General features: G+C 72.6%; 16 protein-coding genes and 2 pseudogenes. 13 read left to right on the top strand and 5 right to left on the bottom strand.

The window, feature by feature from the left end; translation table 11 throughout:
- Nucleotides 1-5: 5 nt before the first annotated feature.
- From BMX65_RS01050 to BMX65_RS01025, 6 genes are all read left to right on the top strand, one after another.
- Nucleotides 6-758: an SDR family NAD(P)-dependent oxidoreductase gene (locus BMX65_RS01050; RefSeq protein ID WP_019358447.1), complete on the top strand. Its 753-nt coding sequence runs from the start codon at nt 6-8 to the stop codon at nt 756-758.
- Nucleotides 758-1,102, top strand: coding sequence for an antibiotic biosynthesis monooxygenase family protein (locus tag BMX65_RS01045; RefSeq protein WP_019358446.1), 345 nt, complete (start codon nt 758-760; stop codon nt 1,100-1,102). The genes BMX65_RS01050 and BMX65_RS01045 overlap by 1 nt, the downstream gene beginning before the upstream one ends.
- Nucleotides 1,092-1,403, top strand: a complete 312-nt coding sequence (locus tag BMX65_RS01040) for an antibiotic biosynthesis monooxygenase family protein (protein ID WP_074998186.1) — start codon at nt 1,092-1,094, stop codon at nt 1,401-1,403. Before BMX65_RS01045 ends, BMX65_RS01040 begins: the two co-directional genes overlap by 11 nt.
- A gap of 34 nt (nt 1,404-1,437) precedes the next feature.
- Nucleotides 1,438-3,129 (top strand): acetyl-CoA carboxylase, carboxyltransferase subunit beta, encoded by a 1,692-nt coding sequence (accD, locus tag BMX65_RS01035; RefSeq protein WP_074998185.1) that lies wholly within the window; start codon nt 1,438-1,440, stop codon nt 3,127-3,129.
- 152 nt (nt 3,130-3,281) lie between these two features.
- On the top strand, nt 3,282-3,836 hold the full coding sequence (locus BMX65_RS01030) for an acetyl-CoA carboxylase biotin carboxyl carrier protein (protein ID WP_079171628.1): 555 nt from the start codon (nt 3,282-3,284) through the stop codon (nt 3,834-3,836).
- The gene (locus BMX65_RS01025) at nt 3,833-5,182 is read left to right on the top strand and encodes an acetyl-CoA carboxylase biotin carboxylase subunit (RefSeq protein ID WP_074998184.1); all 1,350 of its coding nucleotides are present in this window, start codon (nt 3,833-3,835) and stop codon (nt 5,180-5,182) included. The genes BMX65_RS01030 and BMX65_RS01025 overlap by 4 nt, the downstream gene beginning before the upstream one ends.
- A gap of 219 nt (nt 5,183-5,401) precedes the next feature.
- Here BMX65_RS01025 and BMX65_RS01020 read toward each other — a convergent pair whose 3' ends face one another.
- The 3 genes from BMX65_RS01020 to BMX65_RS01010 form a co-directional block, all read right to left on the bottom strand.
- On the bottom strand, nt 5,402-6,334 hold the full coding sequence (locus BMX65_RS01020) for a hypothetical protein (RefSeq protein ID WP_074998183.1): 933 nt from the start codon (nt 6,332-6,334) through the stop codon (nt 5,402-5,404).
- A gap of 183 nt (nt 6,335-6,517) precedes the next feature.
- The gene (locus BMX65_RS01015; protein WP_074998182.1) at nt 6,518-7,222 is read right to left on the bottom strand and encodes an SDR family NAD(P)-dependent oxidoreductase; all 705 of its coding nucleotides are present in this window, start codon (nt 7,220-7,222) and stop codon (nt 6,518-6,520) included.
- Between the two features lie 66 nt (nt 7,223-7,288).
- Nucleotides 7,289-8,923, bottom strand: coding sequence for a multicopper oxidase family protein (locus BMX65_RS01010; RefSeq protein WP_074998181.1), 1,635 nt, complete (start codon nt 8,921-8,923; stop codon nt 7,289-7,291).
- A gap of 200 nt (nt 8,924-9,123) precedes the next feature.
- On the opposite strand from BMX65_RS01010, the gene BMX65_RS01005 reads away from it, so the two are divergent.
- Nucleotides 9,124-11,313 (top strand): MMPL family transporter, encoded by a 2,190-nt coding sequence (locus BMX65_RS01005; protein WP_107437356.1) that lies wholly within the window; start codon nt 9,124-9,126, stop codon nt 11,311-11,313.
- Nucleotides 11,314-11,400: 87 nt separating this feature from the next.
- Nucleotides 11,401-12,612 carry an FAD-dependent monooxygenase gene (locus tag BMX65_RS01000; protein WP_074998180.1) on the top strand — a complete coding sequence of 404 codons (1,212 nt, stop codon included), beginning with the start codon at nt 11,401-11,403 and terminating at the stop codon, nt 12,610-12,612.
- A gap of 81 nt (nt 12,613-12,693) precedes the next feature.
- Here BMX65_RS01000 and BMX65_RS00995 read toward each other — a convergent pair whose 3' ends face one another.
- Nucleotides 12,694-13,224: a VOC family protein gene (locus tag BMX65_RS00995; protein ID WP_074998179.1), complete on the bottom strand. Its 531-nt coding sequence runs from the start codon at nt 13,222-13,224 to the stop codon at nt 12,694-12,696.
- 344 nt (nt 13,225-13,568) lie between these two features.
- Between BMX65_RS00995 and BMX65_RS00990 the strand changes: the two genes are divergently transcribed.
- From BMX65_RS00990 to BMX65_RS00975, 4 genes are read left to right on the top strand one after another with little or no spacing between them, the layout of a single operon-like run.
- Complete coding sequence (locus tag BMX65_RS00990; RefSeq protein WP_074998721.1) at nt 13,569-14,993, top strand: NAD(P)/FAD-dependent oxidoreductase; 1,425 nt, start codon at nt 13,569-13,571, stop codon at nt 14,991-14,993.
- Nucleotides 14,990-16,540, top strand: a complete 1,551-nt coding sequence (locus tag BMX65_RS00985; protein ID WP_074998178.1) for a peptide MFS transporter — start codon at nt 14,990-14,992, stop codon at nt 16,538-16,540. The genes BMX65_RS00990 and BMX65_RS00985 overlap by 4 nt, the downstream gene beginning before the upstream one ends.
- Nucleotides 16,537-17,583 (top strand): methyltransferase, encoded by a 1,047-nt coding sequence (locus tag BMX65_RS00980; RefSeq protein WP_074998177.1) that lies wholly within the window; start codon nt 16,537-16,539, stop codon nt 17,581-17,583. The genes BMX65_RS00985 and BMX65_RS00980 overlap by 4 nt, the downstream gene beginning before the upstream one ends.
- A 19-nt stretch (nt 17,584-17,602) precedes the next feature.
- Nucleotides 17,603-18,469 (top strand): LLM class flavin-dependent oxidoreductase, encoded by an 867-nt coding sequence (locus tag BMX65_RS00975; protein WP_074998176.1) that lies wholly within the window; start codon nt 17,603-17,605, stop codon nt 18,467-18,469.
- Between the two features lie 201 nt (nt 18,470-18,670).
- On the opposite strand, the pseudogene BMX65_RS31140 reads toward BMX65_RS00975, so the two are convergent.
- Nucleotides 18,671-19,300: pseudogene (locus BMX65_RS31140) on the bottom strand (NAD-dependent epimerase/dehydratase family protein); the annotation flags it as partial.
- On the opposite strand from BMX65_RS31140, the pseudogene BMX65_RS31135 reads away from it, so the two are divergent.
- Nucleotides 19,287-19,490, top strand: a pseudogene (locus tag BMX65_RS31135) (helix-turn-helix domain-containing protein); the annotation flags it as partial. The pseudogenes BMX65_RS31140 and BMX65_RS31135 sit on opposite strands and share 14 nt — an antisense overlap.
- Nucleotides 19,491-19,649: the final 159 nt, after the last annotated feature.

Genomic DNA, 19,649 nt, shown 5'->3' with positions numbered 1-19,649 from the left:
AACCCATGGATCTCGGCCTCAAGGGCAAGAAGGCCCTGGTCACCGGAGGCACCAGGGGAGTGGGGCGGGGCGTCGCGCTCGCCCTGGCCGAGGCCGGCGCCGACGTGCTGACCTGCTACCGGAACGAGAGCGAGGCCGTGGCCTCGCTGGAGGCCGCGCTCAAGGAGACCGACGGCGACCACCACGTGGTCTGCGCGGACGTCTCCGACCCCGACAGCGTCGGCGCGCTGATCGACGAGGCCCGCACCCGCTGGGGCCGCCTCGACCTGGTGGTCAACAACGCCGGCGCCATCAGCCACATCCCCTACACCGAACTGCCGCTGGAGGAGTGGCGGCGCATCGTCGACACCAACCTCACCGGCGTCCACCTGGTCATCCAGGCGGCGCTGCCGCTGCTGGACGAGGGCGCTTCGGTGGTCAGCATCGGCTCCAAGGCCGTCGAGGCGGGCATCCCGCTGCGCTCCCACTACACCGCGACCAAGGCCGCCCTGGTCGGCCTGAACCGCTCGCTGGCCAAGGAGTTCGGCAGCAAGGGCATCCGCTTCAACGTCGTCGCGCTCGGCGTCATCGAGACCGAGAACCTGCACAAGATGCCCGAGGAACAGCAGAAACTCATGATCGAGCGGTACAGCGCCAAGACCGCGCTGGGCCGGCTCGGCACCCCCGACGAGGTCGCCGGTGCCATCCTGTGGCTGGCCAGCGACCTCTCCCGCTACGTGACCGGCGCCACCATCGGCGTGGACGGAGGGATCTCCTGATGAGCACGGAAGCCAGGACCGAGGGCCAGTTCCGGGTGCTGCTGCGGATGCAGATCAACCCCGGTATGGAGGCCGACTTCGAGAAGACGTGGCGGGGCAGCACCGAGGCCGTCACCGGCCACCCCGCCTGCCTGGGCCAGTGGCTGTCCAAGTCGGCCGACGAGGAGTCCACCTACTACATCGTCAGCGACTGGGTGGACGAGCCCGGGTTCCGCGAGTTCGAGACCAGCGACGCGCATCTCGCCCACCGCGAGCGGCTGCACCCCTTCCGCTCCCAGGGCTCCTTCAACACGATGACCGTCGTCGCCCACGTACCGGGCAAGGCGGGCACGGATGCCCACTGAGGTCCGCGTACTGGTGTACCAGGCGGCCTACGACGACGAGCAGCTGGCCGCGGTGCGCGCCGCGTACCACCGGGTCAGCGAGCGGATGGCGGAGGTGCCCGGGATGCTCGGCAACGAACTGCTGCGCTCCCCCGCCGACCCGACCGCGCTCGTCGTCGTCAGCCGCTGGTCGGACACGGCGGCCTTCCGGGCCTGGGAGGAGGGCGCCGGGCACAAGGACGACACGGCGCCGCTGCGCCCCTACCGGGACACCCGCCTGCAGGTCCCGTTCGGCATCTACGAGGTAGAGGCCACCTACTGACCGCCGCGCGCCGCCGCGAACGCAAGGGACACCCATGACAACTTCCATCGCGCCCACCGGCGCGCCGCCGACGGAACGGCCTTCCTGGGTCTCGTGCACCAACTGCCGCTCCCTCGTCTACGGAAAGCGGTACACGCGGCTGCTGCACGTGTGCCCCGAGTGCGGAGCGCACGCCCGCCTGGACGCGCCCGCGCGGATAGCGCAGCTCTTCGACGAGGGCAGCGTCCAGCACCTCGACGTCCCCGAGACCCAGCACAACCCCCTCGACTTCGTGGACCAGCGCCCCTATGCCGAACGGCTCCAGCAGGCCCGCCACCGCACGGGCCAGCAGGACGCGGTCCTGGCGGTGCGGGGCCGGATCGAGGGGCGCCCGCTGACCGCCGCCGTCATGGACTTCCGCTTCTTCGGCGGCAGCCTGGGCGTCGCCGCGGGCGAGGCGGTCACCACCGCCGCCGAGCACGCGCTGCGGGACCGCACCCCGCTGCTGCTGGTCACCGCCTCCGGCGGGGCCCGGATGCAGGAGGGGGCGCTGTCCCTGATGCAGATGGCCAAGACCAGCAACGCACTGGCCCAGTTGGACGAGGCCGGGCTGCTGACCGTCACCCTGGTCACCGACCCGACCTACGGCGGGGTCGCCGCGTCCTTCGCCACGCTCTCGGACGTGGTGGTCGCCGAGCCCGGCGCCCGGATGGGATTCGCCGGGCCGCGCGTCATCGAGCAGACCATCCGCCAGCAGCTTCCGGACGGGTTCCAGACCGCCGAGTTCCTGTGCGAGCACGGGCTGGTGGACGACGTGTGGGAGCGGGGTGAGCTGCGCGCCCGGCTCGCCCGGCTGCTGACCGTCACCGACCGCCCGGCGGCGGCCTGGGGGAGCGGCGAGCAGGATCCGGTGGTCCGCGACAGCCAGTTGCTGGACCAGTTGCCCGCCTGGGACTGCGTCCAGCTCGCCCGGGAGTCCGGGCGGCCCACCGCGCTGGAGCACATCGGCTTCTGGCTGGACGGCTTCGTCGAACTGCACGGCGACCGGGCGGGCGAGGAGTGCCCGGCGATCGTCGGCGGGATCGGCTGCCTGGACGGCCTGCCGGTGATGGTCGTGGGGCACCAGAAGGGCCACACCACCGCGGAGCTGGTCGGCCGCAACTTCGGTATGCCCTCGCCCGCCGGCTACCGCAAGGCGGGCCGGCTGATGCGGCTGGCGGCCAAGCTGGAGCTGCCCGTCGTCACGCTGATCGACACCCCGGGCGCCTACCCGGGGCTGACCGCCGAGGAGACCGGCCAGTCCGGCGCCATCGCCGAGAACCTGCGGCTGATGGGGTCGCTGCCGGTGCCGGTCGTCGCCGTCGTCACCGGGGAGGGCGGCAGCGGCGGGGCGCTCGCGCTGGGCGTCGCCGACCGGGTGCTGATCTGCGCCAACGCGACCTATTCGGTGATCAGTCCGGAAGGCTGCGCGGCCATCCTCTGGAAGAACGCCGCGGAGGCCGCCGTCGCCGCCGACGAGTTGGCGCTGGACGCGGCCTCGCTGCTGCGGCTCGGCGTGGTGGACGGGGTGATACCCGAACCGGAGGGTGGCGGCCACACGGACACCGCGGCACTGAGCGACTCCGTGCGGCGTGCCGTCGTCGCGGCGCTGCGCGAGCTGCGGGCCGCGCCGGACGCGGCGGGGACGGCCGACCCGGTGCCCGCGCGGCGGCGCCGCTTCCGCTCCTTCGGCCTCGCGGACGGCTAGCGGTGTCCGGGCCGCGCGAACGCGCCGGGCACCACGGCCGGGACGGCTCCCTCGGGCCCTGGCCGGGCGGCACCCTCCACCCACCGCCGCCGTGGCCCGGTCCCGTCGCGGCGCACACAGGTCGCAAGGCAACGTACTACCGAGAGGCACTCATGAGTGAACTCACCCAGGACAGTCCGCGCGCCCAGACCGACGATGCGCTCGCCGGCCTGGACTACGACAACAGCGGCCTGGCCCTGACCGACATCTGCCGGAGCATCGCCGAAGTGGTCCGCGTAGGGCCCGACAAACCCCGCCGGGTGCGGATCGCGCTCGGTGCCGCCAGCGTCGAGGTCGAGTGGGACAACGAACGGGCCCCTGCGGCGGCGCAGGCCGTGCTCGGTCCGCACGGTGACCCCGGCGCCGCGGGGGGCGCCGGGGAGGAGGTCCTGGAGGGGCACCGGGAGTGCGCGCCGCTCGTCGGCACGTTCTACGCCGCTCCCTCGCCCGGCGCCCCCGCCTTCGTCCAGCCCGGCGACCATGTGGAGGAGGGCCAGCAGCTCGGCATCATCGAGGCGATGAAGCTGATGAACCCGCTGGCGGCCACCCGGCGCGGCCGGGTGGTGGAGGTGCTGGTCGGGGACGGCGAGCCCGTCGAGTACGGCGAGCCGCTGGTACTGATCGACCCCGACGACACCGCTGCGGACGGTTCGGACGAGGGGGTGTGACGGTGGGATTCGGCACCGTCCTGGTGGCCAACCGGGGCGAGATCGCGATACGCGTCATGCGGACCTGCCGCGAGCTGGGCATCCGCACCGTCGCCGTGCACTCGACGGCCGACCGGGACAGCAGCCATGTGCACGCGGCGGACGCCGCCGTGCAGATCGGGCCCGGGGCGCCCCGCAAGTCGTACCTCTCGGCGCCCGCCGTCGTCGAGGCGGCGCTGCGCACCGGCGCCGACGCGGTGCACCCGGGGTACGGATTCCTCTCCGAGGACCCGGACTTCGCGGAGATCTGCGCGGAGAACGGGCTGACCTTCATCGGACCGCGCCCCGAGGTGCTGGCCAGGCTGGGCGACAAGGCCGTCGCCCGGTCTCTGATGACGGACGCGGGGCTGCCGGTGCTGCCCGGCAGCCCCGGCACCGTGGACAGCGCCGCCGAGGCGTCCGACCTGGCCTCCCGGATCGGCTACCCGCTCATCATCAAAGCCGCGGCCGGGGGCGGCGGGCGCGGGATGACCGTGGTGCGCAACGCCTCCGACCTGCTGCCCGCCTACCGGCAGACGCGGGCGACCGCGCAGGCCGTCTTCGGCGACAACCGGGTCTACATGGAGCGGTACTGCGACAGCGCCCGCCATATCGAGGTGCAGGTGCTCGCCGACGGGCACGGCACCGTGCTGCATCTGGGCGAGCGGGACTGCTCGGTGCAGCGGCGGCACCAGAAGCTGGTCGAGGAGAGCCCCGGACCCGGGCTGCATCCGCAGTTGCGCTCGGCCATGGCGCGTGCCGCGGTGCGCGGGGCCCGGGCCATCGGCTACACGGGTGCGGGGACCTTCGAGTTCCTGGTGCACGACGAGGGGTTCTCCTTCATGGAGATGAACTGCCGCATCCAGGTCGAGCATCCGGTCACCGAGGCGGTGTACGGGGTCGACCTGGTCGCCGAGCAGATCCGGGTCGCCTCCGGGGAGGCGCTGCGGATGTCCCAGGAGGATCTGGTGCCGCGCGGTGTCGCGGTCGAGTGCCGGGTCAACGCGGAGGACCCGGCGCGGGACTTCGCACCGGCGCCCGGCACCCTGGCGGAGTTCGTCCCGCCGGGCGGCCCGTTCGTGCGGGTGGACACCCACGGCCGGGCCGGGTGGAAGGTGCCGCCGCAGTACGACTCGCTGCTGGCGAAGGTCGTCTGCTGGGCACCCGAGCGCGACGAGGCGCTGGACCGGATGGACCGGGCGCTGGCCGAGTTCCGGATCGCCGGACCGGGGGTGCACACGACCATCCCGCTGCTGCGGGAGATCGTCGCCGACCCGGTCTTCCGGGCGGGCCGGCACATCACCTCCTTCCTGGACACCCGCGGATGAGGCGCCGCGCCGCGCGCGGCTGACCGTGCATGCCGGGAGCCCCGGCCCCCGATCCGCCGATCGGGGGCCGGGGCTCCCGGCATGCTCAGACCGCGGGAGCCGTGCCGCGGAGTGCGGGGTCCGACTCGGCGGCACGGCCCGGCGGCACGGTCCGGCGGTGTGGCTCCACGGCCGGGCGCGGCGGCCGCCGGGTGCGGCCGCCGCTTTCCGTGTACGGGCTCAGGCCGCGACGTGGAAGATCAGATGCTGGCCGTGTGCGGCCATCGGCCGGCCGTCCTCCAGGCTGCCGACCCAGGAGGCGGCCACATAGCGGCCGGGCTCGGTCGGCATGGTGACCCAGATGTCTCCGCCGGGGGAGACCGGCGGTGTGCCCAGGGGGGCGTCGATCCTGAACGGAGCTGTCATGCTCATGTCACTATTGAAGAACGCGTGTACGTCCTCCTCGGTGACCGAGTCGTCCGGGACGCGGTAGATGATCGCCTCGTCGGGCTGCGTCACGTGGTTGACGCACCGGACCGGGGACCCGGCCCTGGGCTGTCCGTGCAGTTCGAACCGCGGTCCGTCCGCCGTCTCCCGGGTGCTCAGTGTGGCCGAGCTCCCGGTCGCCGCGGCCGCGTCCGTGGCGGTGACCGGCTCCGTGACCGTCAGCGTCCGCACGTGCTCCTGCCCCTGCTCCGGCTCGCGGCCCAGCGGCCCCTGGAAGTCCCGGTACTCCAGCACCAGATAGCTGCCCGGCTCCAGCACCGGGGTGATGTAGGCGACCGCGCCCGGATGGACGGCGGCCCCGCCGTACAGCTCGGCGGTGGCCATGAGTCCGCGGGTGGCCTCGATGGTCTCCTGCGGGGTCCGTGCCGAGAAGAGCGCGTACAGCAGTTCGCGGAAGGTGCTCTCCTCGTGTCCGTCGCGCAGCCGGACCAGTCCGAGGAACCCGGTTCTGAAGCTGGTGGCGGTGACTTGGAAGACCGTGGCCCCCGGGGGAGCCGTGCTCGGGCAGACGAAATCCTCCTCGCCGGTCACGATGCGGAGCGGTTCGGCCGAGTCGGCCTGCTGGGCCGGAGCGGCGGCGTGGGCCGGTGCGGCCCCGGCGGTCAGGGCCGCACCGGCTGCCGCGCCGCCCGCGGCGATGAACCGACGCCTGTTCCAGTTGCGCATACGGACACTTCCTCGTGTCGAACGGGCAATTCCGGGCCCCAGCGAACAAGTGACCGCCTGCGGCGGGCTCAAGGACGTGTCGAATGTGAGGGCAGAAGTGACAGGGGGCACCGCATCGGGCAGGGAGACCGGCACCGAAACGGGCGGGAAACGGGCAGTACGGCGAGCCGATGACGGGCAGCGCTACCAGCCGATGACGGCGTCGCGGCGGAAGAACACCCCCGAGGGCCCGTCGTCCGGCAGCGTCGCGGCGCGCACCACGTCCCGCGCGGCCTCCTGCGGACTCTGCTCGGCCGTCGGCCGCATCCGGGTGCGCACCAGTCCCGGATTGATCGCGTTGACCAGCACCCCCGTGTCCCGGGTCTCCTCGGCGAGCATCACGGTCAGCGCGTTCAGGGACGTCTTGGAGACCGAGTAGGCCGGGCACATCGCGGCGATCCCGTTGCTGAACGAGCCGGTGCCGCTGGAGATGTTGACCACCCGCCCCCAGCCCCGTGCCACCATGCCGGGGACGAAGGACTGGCAGACCCGCCAGGTGCCCAGCAGGTTCACCTCCAAGGTGCGCTCGACCAGCGACAGGTCCAGCGCGGAGGGCCGCTCTCCCCAGTCCAGCTGCACGCCCGCGTTGTTGACCAGGATGTCGACCGGGCCCAGCCGCGCGGCGGCCCGCTCGGCCGCCCCGGCCTCGGTCACGTCCAGCACCGCGGACCGGGCCCCCTCGCCCAGTTCGGCGGCCGCCTTCGCGGCGGCCTCCGCGTCCCGGGCGGCGACCACCACCCGATGGCCCGCTTCGTGCAGCGCGGCGGCCACCGCCTGCCCGAGTCCGCGGTTGGCCCCGGTCACCAGCGCGGTGCGCGGTCCGGGCGGGGGAGTGCTGCTGCTGTTCATCTCGGCCTCCGGGATCTCGACGGATGCGCGTGCCGCGGCCGGTCGCCGCGGACGCTCTTCGCGTGGTCAGTGGTGGTCGGAGATCCAGCGCGGGGCCTGGGACTCGGAGCCGGGCCGGGCGATCGTGAACTGCCCCATCATGCCCTGGTCCTCATGGGTGAGGACGTGGCAGTGGTACATGTAGGGGTACTCGGTGTCCACCCAGCGCGGCAGCGGGACCGCGAGCCGCACCGTGCCGCCGGCCGGTACATGGACGGTGTCCTTCTGGCCCCGCAGCCGCGCGGGCGGCTTCCGGCCCCGGTACTCCAGGACGTTGAAGCCGGTGCCGTGCACATGGATGCTGTGCATCCCATCGCTCGAACCGGTGAACTCCCACACCTCCACCGCTTCGGCGGGGGCGACCACGTCCACCCGCGCCATCTCCATGGCCTTGCCGTTGATCTGGGTCCCGTTCATCCGGAACCTGCGCACGGTCGCGCCCTTCGGCACCTCGACCGGGCGCGGCACGTCACGCAGCCGCTCGGGCAGCGGCTGCGACCTGGTCAGCTTGCGCGCGGGGCGCAGCTGAAGGATGTCGAAGGTGTCCTGGCCGCCGTCCATCCGGTCGGTGGGGAAGCCGAGCCCCAGGTCGGGCGGGAAGCTGCGCAGCAGCGCGGTCCTCCCCGGCTCCATCCGCACCACGATCTCGGCGCGCTCGGCGGCCATGAGCTGCAGCCGCCGCAGCGGCACCGGCCGCTCCAGCAGCCCGTTCTCCTGGGCCACCAGGTGGAACTCCCGGTTGTCGGTGAAGCCGAAGTTGTAGACCCGCGCATTGGAGGCGTTCAGCACCCGCAGCCGCACCAGCGTGGTGGTCACCTTCAGATGCGGGTCGTGCACCCCGTTGACCAGGATCGTGTCGCCCAGCACGCCCACGCTGCCCACCCCGGCGAAGCTCTCCAGGGTGGAGGCGCCGCGCAGCTCCATCGTGCCGTCGTCCGCGAAGCTGCGGTCCTGCACGATCAGCGGGATGTCGTCCACCCCGTAGTCGCGCGGCAGGCCCGTGCGCTCCTCGGCGTCCTGCTCGTCGTCCACCAGGAACAGGCCCGCGATGCCGCGCGTCACATGCTCGGCCGTGGCCCCGTGCGGGTGGGGGTGGTACCAGAGCGTCGCGGCGGGCTGTTCGATCTTCCAGTGCGGCTTCCAGACGGCGCCCGGCTGCACCGTCTGGTGCGGGCCGCCGTCCATCACCGCCGGCAGGTGCATGCCGTGCCAGTGGAGTGTGGTGGCCTCCGGCAGCCGGTTGTCGTAGGCGACCCGCACCGTCTCCCCGCGCCGGGCCCGCAGCGTGGGCGCCAGGAACGGCCCGTTGATGCCCCAGGTCGGGGTCTGCTTGCCGGGCAGCAGTTCGGTGCTGCCCGGCCGCGCGGTGAGCTCGAACAGCCGGTCCCCGCCGCTTCTGCGGCCCTCCAGCAGCCGGGGGATGCGCAGTGTGTTCTCGAACGTCAGATCGCCGACGTTGGTCAGCTTGCGGTTGCCGTAGACGACCGCGAAGTTGACGGCGTAGGCACCGCCCACCACCACTCCCGCGCCGAGCGTGCCGCCCGCGGTCAGCAGGGCGCGGCGGCGGATCCGCCTGCCGCGCGAGGGCGGCCCGCCGACGGCGTCGCGCTTGTTCTTCCCGGCCCGGCGCGGCCGCTGCTCGTTGTCCGGTTCGCTGGTCATCGGACCATGGTGGCCGGTCATCCGGCCAGCGTCCGGCCGTTGACTCGACTGTCCCTGGAGTGGCGGTGGAGCGCGCGCCGATGCCCCTTGCCCGGCGCGTCCCGGAGCGGCTACAACCTCGCTCGAGCCGTTCTCCAGCGGCTCTGGCCAGGCTGTACGCACGGCCGCGGACCAGCCGACCGCGTGCCCGAGGAGGAATCGTGACCGGCACGCCACCCCGTACGCACTCCACCGCCCCGGCAGCGCAGCCGGACGGCGGTGGACTGTTCGCCAGATCCGCCGTCTTCGCGCACCGCCACCGATGGACCGCGCTGGTCCTGTGGGCCGTGGTGCTCGCCGGAACATGGGCGGCGGCCTCCAGCGTCGGGGACCGCTACCGCGACGACTACTCCATCCCCGGCACCGAGACCCAGCGCACCGTCGAGCTGCTGGAGGAGCACGGCTCCGGGCAGGGCGGCGGCTCCCTGGAGATCGTGCTGCACGACCCGGACGGCCTGCGCGGGAAGGCGGTCCGCCGGGCCGTCGGCGCCATGGAGGCGAAGGTCGCGGACCTGCCCGCGGTCGACGAGGTGCGCGGCGCCTTCGCCGACCGCTCCTCGCTCTCCCCGGACGGCACCACGGCCTTCGCCACCGTCACCCTCGACCGGCCCGCCGAGGAGATGGAGGTCTCCGACACCCGGCGCATCCTGGAGACCGCGCGCACCGTGGCGGGCGACGGCGTGCGCGTCGAGCTCGGCGGCGAGGCGGCCGGCGAACTCGCGGCCGACTCCGGCGGCGCGGCGGAGGGAGCGGGCATCCTGGCGGCGCTGCTCATCCTCGTCTTCATGTTCGGCACCGTGGTGGCCGCCGGACTGCCCGTCATCACCGCGCTGTTCGCCGTGGGCACCACCCTCGGCGCCATCGTGCTCGTCTCCCATCTGTTCACCGTCGCCACCTGGGCGCCGTACGTGATGATGCTCGTCGGCCTCGGCGTCGGCATCGACTACGCACTGCTCGTCTTCGCCCGCTACCGCACCGAACTCACCAGCGGCGCCGAGACCGCGGAGGCGGCGCGGCGGGCCCTGCAGACGGCCGGGCGGACCGTCGCCGTCGCCGGCTGCACCGTGATCATCGCCCTGCTGGGGCTGGTCGCGCTGGGCCTGGGCGCACTGCGCGGGGCCGCGCTGGCGGTGGCACTGACCATCCTGGTCACGATGCTCGCCTCGCTGACCCTGCTGCCCGCGCTGCTGGCCGTCTTCGGCAAGCGCTTCGAGCGGCAGTTCCGGGCCCGCGCCGCCAAGCGCGCCGAGCGGGGCAAGTCCGAGGAGGGCGCCGGCTGGCGCCGGCTGGGCGCGGCCGTGCAGCGCCGCCCGGTCGCCGTGCTGGTGCTGGCCGTGGTCGCACTCGGCGCACTGGCCGCGCCGATGCTGGGCATGCGGCTCGGCTTCGCGGACGCGGGCAACGATCCGCAGGGCAGCACCAGTCGGAAAGCCTACGACCGGCTCGCCGACGGCTTCGGTCCGGGCGTCAACGGCCCGCTGGTCATCGCCGTCGCACCGCAGGAGGGCGGCTCGGGCGGCGACGTCCGGGCGGCGGCCCGCTCCCTGACGACGGAGCTGCGCGACACCCCGGGCATCGCGGGCAGCAGCGGGGTCATCCCGACGGCCGACGGCGAGGCGGCCACTGTGCTGGTCTATCCGAAGACGGCGCCGCAGGACGAGGCGACCACCGACCTGGTGCACCACCTGCGTGGGGAGGTGCTGCCCGGCCTCTCGGAGCGCACCGGCGCCGACTATCTGCTGGGCGGCGCCACCGCCTCGGTCATCGACTACTCCGACACGGTCGCCTCCCGGATGCCGCTGTTCGTGGCCATCGTCGTGGGACTGTCCATGCTGCTGCTGGCCGCCGTCTTCCGCTCGCTGCTGATCCCGCTGAAGGCCGCTTTGCTCAACCTGCTGTCCATCGGCGCCGCACTGGGCGCCATCACCCTGGTGTTCCAGAACGGCTGGCTGGGCGAGCAGGCGGGGCCCATCGAGGCGTACCTGCCTGTGATGATCTTCGCGATCGTCTTCGGGCTCTCCATGGACTACGAGGTCTTCCTGCTCTCCCGGATGCGCGAGGAGTGGCTGCGCACCGGCGACCACACCGCGGCCGTCCGCGAGGGACTGGCCCGTACCGGCGCCGTCGTCACCGCGGCCGGAGCCATCATGATCGTGGTGTTCGGCTCGTTCTTCCTCAGCGACGACCGCATGCTGCGCCAGTTCGGCTTCGGGCTGGCCGTCGCGATCTTCATGGACGCCGTCGTCATCCGCTGCCTGCTCGTCCCCGCCGTGCTGCGGCTGCTGGGGCCGCGCGCCTGGTGGCTGCCCCGTCCGGTGGAACGAATCCTGCCACGTCTGGACATCGACTGACGGACGGACCTCGATCGGCCACACTCGAAGACTGCACGACGCACCGACCCGCACACCAACGCACCCCGCAGAGAACGAGGTTGATCCATGAGCGGCACCCAGTCCGTACGACCCCGCAGAGCACTGCTGATCGGCTGCGGTATCGCCGGGCCCGTCCTGGCCATGTTCCTCCAGCGCATCGGCGTGGAAGCCGTCGTCTACGAGGGGAGCGACAAGCCGAGGGACGACGTGGGGGCCTTTCTGAACCTGGCGCCCAACGGGATCGCCGTCCTGGAGACGCTGGGCATCGCCGAGGAGGTCTCCGGCAGCGGAACCCTCACCCGCAACACCGCCTTCCTCAACCACAAGGGCCGGCAGCTCGGCCAGAATCCGGCCGAGACCGTGCTGCTGACGCGGGGACGGCTCAACCAGGCGCTGCGCGAGGCGGCGGTCGAGCGTGGCGTGCCGATGGAGTTCGGCAAGTTCTTCGAGAGCGTCACCGAGACGGACGAGGGGGTGTCGGTCCGCTTCCGCGACGGCACCACCGCCGAGGGCGACTTCCTCGTCGGCTGCGACGGCATCCACTCCAAGACCCGCTACACCGTGCTGCCCAACGCCCCCAAGCCCGCCTACACCGGAGTGATCGGCACCGCCGGGTACACCCACTCCCGGCACGGCGCGCCCGAGGACGGCACCATGCGGATGTCGTTCTGCCTGGAGGGGTTCTTCGGCCACCAGACCACCCCCGGCGGGGAGATCTACTGGTTCGAGAACTACCACCACGAGCGGGAACCCGCGCGCGGCGAGATCGAGGCCGTCGAGCACCAGGAGTGGCAGCGGCGGCTGCTGGAGCGGCACCGCAAGGACCACTACCCGGTGCCGCAGCTGATCGAGGACACCGCCGACGGCATCATCGGCTATCCCATCTACGACATGCCCTCGCTGCCCACCTGGCACAAGGGGCGGGTCTGCCTGGTCGGCGACGCCGCCCACGCCACCTCGCCGCACGTCGGCCAGGGCGCCTCGATGGCGATGGAGGACGCGATCGTGCTCGCCAAGTGCCTGCGGGACATCCCGCAGGTGGAGCGGGCCTTCGCGGCGTTCCAGGACATCCGCAAGGACCGGGTCGAGAAGATCATCAAGGAGGGGCGCCGGACCGGCAACCAGAAGGCGGCGGCCAACGGCTTCCAGCGCGCCCTGCGCGACCTGGTGCTGCCGTTCTTCCTCAAGCTCGGCGTCAAGGCGACCGAGCCGGTCTACTCCTACCGCGTCGACTGGGACGAGGAGGTCCGGCCCGCACCCGCGGGCCGCGCGGCCTGAACGTGCGGTCCCGGACAGCCGGAGGGGGTACGCCCGGTCCGCGTACCCCCTCCGCCGCTGTCCCGGACCGCGCGGTGCGGCTCAGGACTCGTTGTGCGTGGAGAGCTGCACCAGATTGCCCTCCGGGTCGGCGACGTAGGCCGACCGCTCGCCCCAGGGCTGGTCCTTGGGCGCCATCAGTCCGCGCGCGCCCGCCTGCCGGGCCTTGGCGTACAGCGCGTCCACATCGCTGGTGATCACCACGATCTCGGACTGCTTGCGCAGCGAGCGGCCGATGTGCCGCAGCGGCGTGGCCTCCTTGATGACGTCGTAGGTGGCGAACGTGAGGTAGTAGCTGTCGCCGAGGCTGACGGTGCCGAAGACGGCGTCCCCCGCGGCCGGGAAGCGGAAGTCGACCTGGAAACCGAACGCCTCGTGGTAGAAGTCCAGCATCTTGTCGATGTTCTTGGTGTAGAGGCTCGGCTGCCCGTACCGCACGATCTCGGCCGTCGACGGCGCCTTGGCCGCCGCGGGCTGTGCACCGCTGCTCGGGGCGCCCGCCACCAGCCCGACGGACAGCACCGCCGCGCTCGCCGTGCTGACGGCCAGGGTGCGGATGGCTCTTGCACGCATGGTGGTCTCCTTCGCGTCGACTGACCCGGGCAGCTCCCGGGCGGCGCCCAGCAGACTGCACCCCGCTCGAGTCCTGCTGGAGCGGCCCCGCTCCGCCTCCACCCGCCCTCGAACCGGCTGTGCCTGCCCCGGCGCGCGCGATGCGGGAAACGCAGGGAACCCCGGGAACCCCGGGGAAACGCAGGGAAACGCAGGAGCGCGGGGTGTCGCGCGGGGAACGCCGCCGACGCAGCCGGGCATTGAGGCCGTCTCCACCGCTCCTCCGGCAGCCCGGCGCACCGTGCCCGGGAGGGTCCGAGCCTTCCACCCGATCTGTCCTGGGCCCCGGAGGAATGGAGAAGTTCATGCGCGGTTCCACCCAGATCCTCGTCATCGGGGGCGGGCCTGCCGGGTCCACGGCGGCCGGACTGCTGGCCAAGCAGGGCTTCGAGGTCACCCTGCTGGAGCGCGACCAGTTCCCCCGCTACCACATCGGCGAGTCGATCCTCCCCTCGTGCCGCCCGATACTCGAACTCCTCGGCGTCTGGGACAAGGTGCAGTCCCACGGCTTCCAGCCCAAGGGCGGTGCCTACTTCTTCTGGGGCCCGGAGGAGTGGGAGGTCAAGTTCGACAGCCTGGGCGACGACGGCACCAACGCCTGGCAGGTCGTCCGCTCCGAGTTCGACGAGCTGCTGCTGCGGCACGCCGCCTCGCTGGGTGTCGAGGTGGTGGAGAACGTCACCGTCAAGGAGCTGGAGTTCGCGGGGGAGCGGCCGGTCGCCGCCCGCTGGGCCGGCACCAAGGATCCGGACCGCAGCGGCCGCATCGCCTTCGACTACGTCGTCGACGCCTCCGGGCGTGGCGGCGTCATGGCGGCGCGGCACGTCAAGAACCGCCAGTACCACGAGATCTTCCGCAACGTGGCCGCCTGGTCGTACTGGAAGAACGTCAAGCCGCTCGACCGGGGTCCCGAGGGCGCCATCGCCGTCTGCTCGGCACCCGACGGCTGGTTCTGGGTGATCCCGCTGCACGACGGCACCACCAGCATCGGCCTGGTCACCGGGCGGGACATCTTCAACGAGAAGCGCAACCGCCTCGGCGGCGTCCAGGAGGTCTACGACCAGGTGCTGGCCGAGTGCCCGGCCGTCGCGGATCTGCTCGGCGGCGCCGAGCAGGTCGGCGAGATGAAGGTCGAGCAGGACTACTCCTACACCGCACAGGACTTCGGCCGCCCGGGCTATCTGATGTGCGGCGACGCCGCCTGCTTCCTCGATCCGCTGCTGTCCACCGGCGTCCACCTGGCCACCTACAGCGCCATGCTGGCCAGCGCCGCGCTCGGCAGCGTCATCCGCGGCGAGGTCGAGGAGGAAGAAGCCTGGCAGTTCTTCAACACGGTCTACCAGCACGCCTACGAGCGGCTGCTGGTGCTCGTCTCGGTCTTCTACGAGAGCTACCGCGGCAAGGAGCACCACTTCTACAACGCGCAGAAGCTCACCTCCGCGCAGCGCGAGAACCTCAACCTCCAGGACGCCTTCGACCGGATCATCACCGGTATCGCGGACATGGAGGACGCGCAGGACGTGTACGCCAGCGTGCACGCCCATCTGAACGGCGCCGAGAGCGGCGACCCCAACCCGCTCGCCAACCTGAACAAGGTCCACGAGCAGAAGCAGGCCCCGATGAGCGAGCAGAACGCCGTCGGCGGCCTCTACCTCGCCTTCCACCCGCAGCTCCGGCTGGCACGCGCCGGCGCCGCCGAGGTGGCCCCCCAGGGAGGCCCGGCGGCATGACAGCTCAGCAACCGGCCCCCGCGGCGGACGGCGCACCGGCCACCACCTCGCTGCGGCCCTGGCCCAACTGGTTCCGCACCCTGTTCATGAGCGACCTGTGGGAGCGCTTCGGCTTCTTCGGCATGCAGGCGATCCTCGTGCTGTTCGCCGTCGCACCCCGCGACGAGGGCGGGCTCGGACTCGCCAAGGCGGACGCCGCCGCGCTGTTCGGCGCCTGGATCGGGCTGGCGTTCATGCTCTGCCTGCCCGGCGGCTGGGTCGCCGACCGGCTGCTCGGCCCACGGCGCACCCTGGTGCTCGGCGCCGCCGTCACCACCGCGGGCCACTTCGCGCTGGCGACGCCGCTGCTGTGGCTGACACCGCTCGCGCTCGTCCTGCTGGCCGTCGGCATGGGCCTGTACAAGCCCAACCACCAGGCCCTGCTCAACCTGATGTTCAAGGACGGCGGCCGCCGCGAGGCCGGCATCTCGCTGATCTACGTCGGCATCCAGGTCAGCGCGCTCACCTCGCCGCTGATCGCCGGGTTCCTCGGCGAGCGCGTCGACTGGCGGCTCGGCTTCGCCGTCTCGGGCACCGCGATGCTGATCGGCACCATCCAGGTGGCGCTGGCCCGGCCGCAGTTCCAGGGGGTGGGCGACCTGCCCGGCCGGCCGCTGGACGCGGCATCGGCCCGCCGCGTCAAGCGCCGGACCGGCGCCGTCGCGGCCGTCCTCGTGCTGCTGCTCTGTGGGATGGCGGCGGGCGGAGCGCTGACGGCGGGCAGCGGCATCGCCCTCGTCGGCATGGTCACCATCGTCGCGCCCGTCGTCGCCTACACCGTCCTCTACCGCAGCCCCGAACTGGGGCCGCCGGACCGCAGGAGGCTGCGCGCCTTCCTGTGGATCTTCCTCGGATCGACGCTGTTCTGGTCGCTCATCGCCCAGGACGGCTCCTCGCTCACGCTGTTCGCCAAGAACTCCACCGACCGCGACGTGCTCGGATTCGAAGTGCCGGTCAGCTGGCTGCAGTCGGCCACCCCGCTGTTCATCCTGGTGCTGGCGCCGGTGTTCGCCTGGCTGCTGCTCAAGCACGGCGGCGGGCGCGGCGGCGTCCCGGCCAAGTTCTCCGCCGGGCTGCTGCTGACCGGCGTCAGCTTCCTGATCATGGCGGTGGCCGCCGGGCTGGCCTCCGGCGACAGCAAGGTCTCCCCGCTGTGGCTGCTGGTGGTCTACCTGATGCACGCCTGCGGCGAACTGATCGTCGCCGCCGTGGGCATCGCCGCCGTGGCCGACGTCCTGCCGCGCAGCTTCATCGCGCACATGCTGGGGCTGCTGTGGCTGTTCGCGGCGCTCGGCGGCGGCGCGGGCAGCGGCCTCGTCCGGCTGATCGACGTGATTCCCGAGGCGCTGTACTACCTGCTGCTCGCGGTGCTGGCGCTGTCCGTCGGCGGCGCCCTGGCCCTGCGACGGCACGCCGTGGCCCGCGGCCTGGCCCCCGAGGGCGCGGAGGCCGAGGAACCGCCCGGGGGCGCCGCGTCCGCGACCGTCAAGGAAGGTGACCGCGCATGACCTCGCTGCCCCCGGCACCCGAGTCCGCCACCCTCGACACTCCCCAGACCTCGGAGCTGGCCCGGCTGGGGCTCGGCTTCGCGGCCTCCAAACTGCTGCTGAGCGCCCTGGAGCTGGGCGTCTTCTCCGCCCTCGCGCAGACCGCCGACGGCAGCGCGGAGGCCGAGGAGCTGCGCGCCGCGCTGGGTCTGCACCCGCGGGCCGCCTCCGACTTCTTCGACGCGCTGACCGCCGTCGGCCTGCTGGAGCGACAGTACGGCCGCTACCGCAACAGCGACACCGCCCAGCAGCACCTGGTCCGCGGCCCCGACTACCAGGGCGGCTTCCTGGAAGGCGCGGGGTTCGTGCTCTACCCGGCCTGGGGGCGGCTCACCGAGGCGCTGCGCACCGGGGAACCCCAGGCCGAGGGCGACTTCGAGGCCATGCTCAGCGATCCGCAGGCCCGCCGGATGTTCCTGGCCATGCAGGACTCGCTCAGCCAGCCGCTGATCCCGCATCTGCTGGCTGCACTCGACTGGTCCGGGTACGCCACCCTCACCGACGTGGGCGGCGCCCGCGGCAACCTGGCGGCGCGCATCGTGCGCGAGCGCCCCGGGCTGACGGCCACCGTCTTCGACCGGCCGCAGAACGCCGGACCCTGCGCCGAGCACACCGCGGACCTGGGGGTGGCCGACCGTACCGCCTTCGTCGGCGGCGACTTCTTCACCGATGCGCTGCCGCCCGCCGACGTCGTCGTCATCGGCCACGTCCTGGCCGACTTCTCCCGCGACGAGCGCCGCGCGCTGATCGAGAAGGCGTACGCGGCCGTGCACGCGGGCGGGACGCTGCTCGTCTACGACCCGATGAACGGGGACAAGCCCGAACTGGCCTCGCTGATCGCCAGCCTGCACATGCTGGTCATGACCCCGGCGGGGGCCGGATACCACCCGGACCACTGCGCCGGCTGGATGGAGCAGGCCGGATTCACCGGGGTGACGTCCCGGCCGCTGCCGCTGGGCAACACGCTCCTGGCCGCCCGCAAACCGACGGCCGCCACGTCCTGACGACACAAGGAGACCGACTGTGGAGATCGGAGTGGGCCTGCCCACCACCGTGCCCGACGTCGACGGGCGGCGCCTCGTCCGGTGGGCGGCCCGCGCCGAGGAGCACGGCTTCTCGGCGCTGGGCGTCCTGGACCGGCTCGTCTACGACAGCTACGAACCCCTCACCGCGCTCACCGCGGCCGCGGCCGTCACCGAACGGATCCGGCTGACGACCAGCGTCCTGCTGGCCGCCTACCGGCCCGGCACCGCGCTGCTGGCCAAGCAGCTCGCCACCCTGCACGAGATCTCCGGCGGACGGCTGGTGGTCGGCGCCGCGGCGGGCGGCCGCGAGGACGACTTCCAGGCGACCGGTGCCGCGTACCACGACCGGGGGCGCCGGCTGGACGCGCTGCTGACCGAACTGCGCAACGTCTGGGACGGCAAGGAGACCGACACCGGCGTCGCGGGCATCGGCCCCTTCCCGGCGGCGCCGGGCCCCGAACTGATCGTCGGCGGGCACACCCCGGCCGCGATGCGGCGGGCAGCGCGGCACGCGGGCGGCTGGATCGCGGGCGGCAGTTCGGCCACGGCCTACGCCGACCTGGCGCAGCAGGCCCGCGACGCCTGGCGCGCCGCGGGCCGCAGCGACAGCCCGCGGCTGGTCGCGCTGGTCTACGCCTGCCTGGGGCCGGAGGCACGCGCCACCGCCGAGCGCTATCTGCGGGCCTACTACGCGTTCATCGGCCCCAAGGCGGAGATGGCCGCCAAGGCCGTCCTCACCGACGCGGACTCCCTGCGCGAGACGGCCGCCGCCTACGCCGCCGCCGGATGCGACGAGCTGCTGGTCTTCCCCTGCACCGCCGCACCGGCCCAGCTCGACCTCCTGGCGGAGGCCGCGCTGGGCTGACGCCGCGCTCCCAGGAATCGCGCCGCCGCCGCAGGGTGCGGGCGCTGCTCGGCGTGGGTCGGCAGCTCCTGACGGTGCAGGAGCTACGCCCGCTGCCGACGCACGTGCGCTTCGGCGGTGTGCGGCGCGGTCACGGTGCTGCGCTCCGGGAGGGTGCGTCCACAGGTCGGACACGGTGCGCACATTGTCCGGCTCGCCGTTGCCGTAGACGCTGGCAGAGGAGACGAACACGAATCGGCGCAGTCGGTCGCTGGCGGCGGCAGCGTCCAACACGGTCTGTGTGCCACAGATGTTGGCGGCGATCGCGTTATGCGGGTGGCGGGTGCAGGCTGCCACGTCAGCCAGCGCCGCGGCGTGGATGATGTAGTCGGTCCCTTCAACAGCACGCGTCACGGCGGCCTCGTCGGTGATGCTTGCTCGGACGACGTCGGGGCTGTCGAGGCCGACGCCGAAGATGTCCCGGTAGGTGTGGGCGGGATAGGCGTCGAGCGTGCACAGCACGCGGCAGCGGGCTCCCGGTTCGCGGAGGCGACCGGTGATGCGGCTGCCGATCAACCCAGCGCCTCCCGTTACCAAGACGGTTCGCCCAGCCAGCTCTGACAGATATGTGTCGGTCACGATGCCTCCTGATGCGGTAGGTGTGGGCGCTCCCCGCCGTAGGGGGTGGGGCGCACTCACCGATTGCGCCTCAGCCGGGAGCGGATCGGGAGAGGTATCGGGTCGGCGTGCACGGTCCTTGCATCTCACGCAACAGTGACCGCCACTACGTCTTCTGCTCCTACGATGGGTGTTCCGGCAGCACGACCAGGGGGGTTTGATGCGACCGGTCATCCGTTTGCCGCCCACCCCATCGAGGGAGCACTTGGCCCCGGGCCAATTGATTCGCGTCATCAGACGGGAGCAGGGCGTCACGCTGGAGCAACTGGGCCAGAAGACCGGGTACTCAGCCGCGCAGCTCTCGCGTCCGGAACGCGGCATCTCCCCGATGACGGTCGATGCCTTCCGAGCCTTCGCTGACGCCCTCGACATCCCGTCCGGAGCTCCCGGCCCGCTCCCCGTCTCAGGTCGATTCCGGCGGCCGGTTTCGCAGGGAGCGGCGGACGGGGCCATGGCACCGGGAGGCCGCTCCCTGCCGAGGCCGGGCGAGTGGGGCCGGCGGTACCGGCCTGCACGTCACCGC

Source organism: Streptomyces qinglanensis (assembly GCF_900111245.1).
Taxonomy (GTDB): domain Bacteria; phylum Actinomycetota; class Actinomycetes; order Streptomycetales; family Streptomycetaceae; genus Streptomyces; species Streptomyces qinglanensis.
This window is presented reverse-complemented; position numbering and strand designations above follow the sequence as displayed.